Genomic DNA, 3,307 nt, shown 5'->3' with positions numbered 1-3,307 from the left:
GCGGACCTGTCAGACGGAAGCCACGATCTGTCGCACCTGCGCCGCGTGAAACGCATCGCGCTGCAGATCGCCGCGCGTGAACGGCGCGGAGATCACGACATCCTGATCGCGGCGGCCTACCTGCACGATCTGGTAAACCTGCCCAAATCCCATCCTGACCGTGCCCAGGCATCACGCCTGTCGGCCAAGGCCGCCCGGCCGCTCCTGGCCGAGCTTGAGATGACTACAGACCAGATTGACGCCGTCTGCCACGCGATCGAGGCACACAGCTTTTCCGCCGGAATCCCGCCAGAAACCATCGAGGCCCAAATCCTGCAGGATGCCGACCGTTTCGATGCGCTCGGCGCCATCGGGATCGCGCGGCTTTTCTACATCGCGGGCAGCCTCGGATCGCAGCTCTTCGATCAGGACGATCCGTTCGCGCAGACCCGGCCGCTGGATGACCGGCAGTTCGCGCTCGACCACTTCGAAATCAAGCTCTTCAAGCTGCCCGATGGCATGAACACCGATTCCGCGCGCGCCCTCGCCCAAAGCCGGATCGGGTTTCTACGCTCATATCTCCGCCAGCTCAGGGACGAACTCGAAGACGCCTGAGGCCCGACCAAGCCGCCACACCGCCAAGGCCCAGACAAACCGCGACACCCCACATCAGGCCCGCGCGACCATCCCCGGCGACCAGCGCGGCAAAGACCGGCGGGCCCGCCATGTTGGCCAGACCGCCGGTCTGCACGATCACCCCGAATCCCAGAGCCTCCTCGTCCGGTCCCTGCGCCAGATAGGGGACAAGTATGAACACCAGCCCCTGAATGACCCCCATCGTCAGGGCGATGAGTGTGCCAATGGCCGCGAACACCCATCCCGGCACGCCGGCACCAAGGGCAAGGCTCTGAACAAAGGCAAAGACAAACCCCGCGACCAGCCAGCGTCCTGATGCAGCGCTTCGCCCACGCACGACAAACCCCGAAAGCAGCGTTCCCAAAAAGGCCGCCGTCGGCATCGACACCGCAAGCACCTTCACGGTGGCCGCTGTCGGTGCCAGCGGCGGCAGAAAGACGATTAGGCCAACATAGACGGCAGCGTGGAACAGAAAGACCACGCCGGGAAGGAATATCCGCGGGCGACTGTAGGCGACCGCATGTGCCGCAGGGCTGAACGCCGCGAAGACGTCCTGCCACCTGCCCAACACCTGGCGGCCGGATCGAAGAAGCGGCCGCAACAATGCCAGCACAACCAGGCAAAGCCCGGCATGCACCACCAACAGGCTTTTCGGGCCGAAGGGATCCAAAAGCAGCCACGCCATGACGGCGGCCAGTGCAAAGGCCACCCCGTAGAACGTGCTCCAAAGCCCGAGCGCGATGGCAAGATGACGGCGCGGCGCCTGCTGCACGATCAGACTGGGTGCCGCGATCACGATGAAGAGGTTCGTCACGCCCTCCAGCAACCGCAGCACATAGAAGATCGGGTAGGCGGTCATCAGCGCCTCGATCAGGGACAAAACCGCCGCAATGGCCAAGGCCCAAAGCAACACGCGACCAAGACCCAGCCTGCTGGCCAGACCGGCACCCGCCAGTCCCAGAACCACACCGGCGGTCCCCGCGGCCCCCATCAGCGCGCCAACCGCTTCCGGGCCGACGTCCAGTACCTCTGCGAGCGGCTGGAAAGCAACGCCGACCTTGGCGAACTGGAATGCCGCACACACACCCGCCGCCCAAAGCAGGATGACAGCCTTCCAGCCGCCTGTTCCGGCCGATGGCTGTCCCGAACCGGTCTGAGGCTGCACCCAGCGTCCTTTCTGCGCAAGAAAGCCTGGCACACTGAACCGGGTGGCTCGGGCGGCGCACCTACAGTCTGGGCCTTCATAAGCAGGGCTGTCACATAGGATCGAACAATGCGCGATTACCCGACGCGAACCTCACCCCGGTAGTCCGTCTCTGTCGCACTGGCTTTACATTGCGACACTATCCCTAGGCTGCCGCCATTCCGGCTGAACCATCATGCCAACCCACCACAACGATCTCGGTCCCGATGTTCGACGCAAGCTGCGCGGGCTCAGCCTTCGGCAATTGCACTATCTGACCCAACTTGCCCGAAAGAAGAATTTCGGCCGCGCGGCCGAGGCGCTGGCCGTGTCGCAACCCACCCTCAGCCAGCAGATCAAGCTCCTGGAGCAGACCCTCGGCGTCGCGTTGATCCAGCGCGACAGCCGCCGCTTCGGCTTGACCGAAGCAGGCGCAGACTTCGTCGCCTGCGCGAATCTTGTGCTGGACGCACTGGGGCAAGGCGTTGAAGCCGCATTGACCCATACCGAAGAGCGGCCGCTCAGGATCGGCCTTCCCGCCTTTCTGTCCTACCCGGCAATCACCGCCCTTCTGGCGCGGTTTCGCGCAGCTTTTCCCAACAGCCCGGTGCACTTCGCCGAGATGCATGCGCGCGAGTTGGCGGAAAGCCTGATCGCGGGAAGGCTAGACGTGGCTTTTCTGTCGCTGCCTACACCGGTGCGTTTCCCGTCCGAAATCCGGCATCACATGGTATGGTCAGGGACGTTCGAGCTTTGCCTCTCTGCTGCCCATCCCTTGGCCGCCAAAGCAATTCTGACGTCGGACGATTGCCGGAACATCGAATTCATCCTGTTACCGCGCGCGGCGCATGAAGGGCATTATGATCGGCACCTTGCTGCGATCCAAGCATTGTGCCCGTCCCCTCGGATCATCCATACCGATGTTGTGCATGCGCTTGCGCAGATCGAGTTGGCCGCCGCAGGTGTCGGCGCGTGCCTGATCTGCCGTGACACAGTCAATCTTGGCCCCCAGGTGGCTCTACGCTCCACGGATCCTCCTCTATCAACATGTGAAGTCTCTGCCTTTTGGAGCAGCCGCAACCTCAGCCCTCTACTTGAGCGCTTTGTCGGTGTCTTGAGAACGACGCGGGCAAAGGGCGTCAGGGCAGAAGTCCCACAAGAAGCCACTTGACACACCTTACTACGGGACCTCCTGCTGCGAAGATGACACTGCACCAGACAAGCGACGAATGTGGTGCAAAGAGAGTTTTGCATCCCTACATGTGACTAGCCGAATCGATCGGCCCTGAGCCGACGCTCAGCTATGATGGGATGCCGCAATGCGGCTGACCCGAAGCGGATGGGGTGGATAGCTCCTGCTCCCCGCGGCGTCGCGATGCGCCATAGTGCAGTTGCTGTTAACTGCTGATGAGAGGAGCTACCCAATGCAGGTTACAACAATTGGCCTTGATCTGGCCAAGAACATCTTTCAAGTCCATGGGATCACCGAGGACGGCGAGATCGTCTTCA

Annotated in this window: 3 protein-coding genes; 2 read left to right on the top strand and 1 reads right to left on the bottom strand. The window is 62.7% G+C overall.

The annotated features are described in order from the left end of the window. A partial coding sequence (locus ACRCSW_RS08355) for an HD domain-containing protein (protein WP_438704165.1) occupies nt 1–594 on the top strand: 594 nt, incomplete at its 5' end. Here the strand turns inward: ACRCSW_RS08355 and ACRCSW_RS08350 are convergent. Continuing rightward, nucleotides 569–1,780: an MFS transporter gene (locus tag ACRCSW_RS08350; protein WP_438704163.1), complete on the bottom strand. Its 1,212-nt coding sequence runs from the start codon at nt 1,778–1,780 to the stop codon at nt 569–571. The genes ACRCSW_RS08355 and ACRCSW_RS08350 overlap by 26 nt on opposite strands. A 214-nt stretch (nt 1,781–1,994) precedes the next feature. On the opposite strand from ACRCSW_RS08350, the gene ACRCSW_RS08345 reads away from it, so the two are divergent. Continuing rightward, a complete protein-coding gene (locus tag ACRCSW_RS08345; RefSeq protein ID WP_438704161.1) occupies nt 1,995–2,969 on the top strand; it encodes a LysR family transcriptional regulator in 975 nt (324 codons plus the stop codon). Nucleotides 2,970–3,307: the final 338 nt, after the last annotated feature.

Source organism: Tabrizicola sp. (genome assembly GCF_051645465.1).
Classification (GTDB): Bacteria; Pseudomonadota; Alphaproteobacteria; order Rhodobacterales; family Rhodobacteraceae; genus Tabrizicola.
Note: the sequence above shows the minus strand (reverse complement) of the source record. Positions and strands in the feature narration are given on the sequence as shown.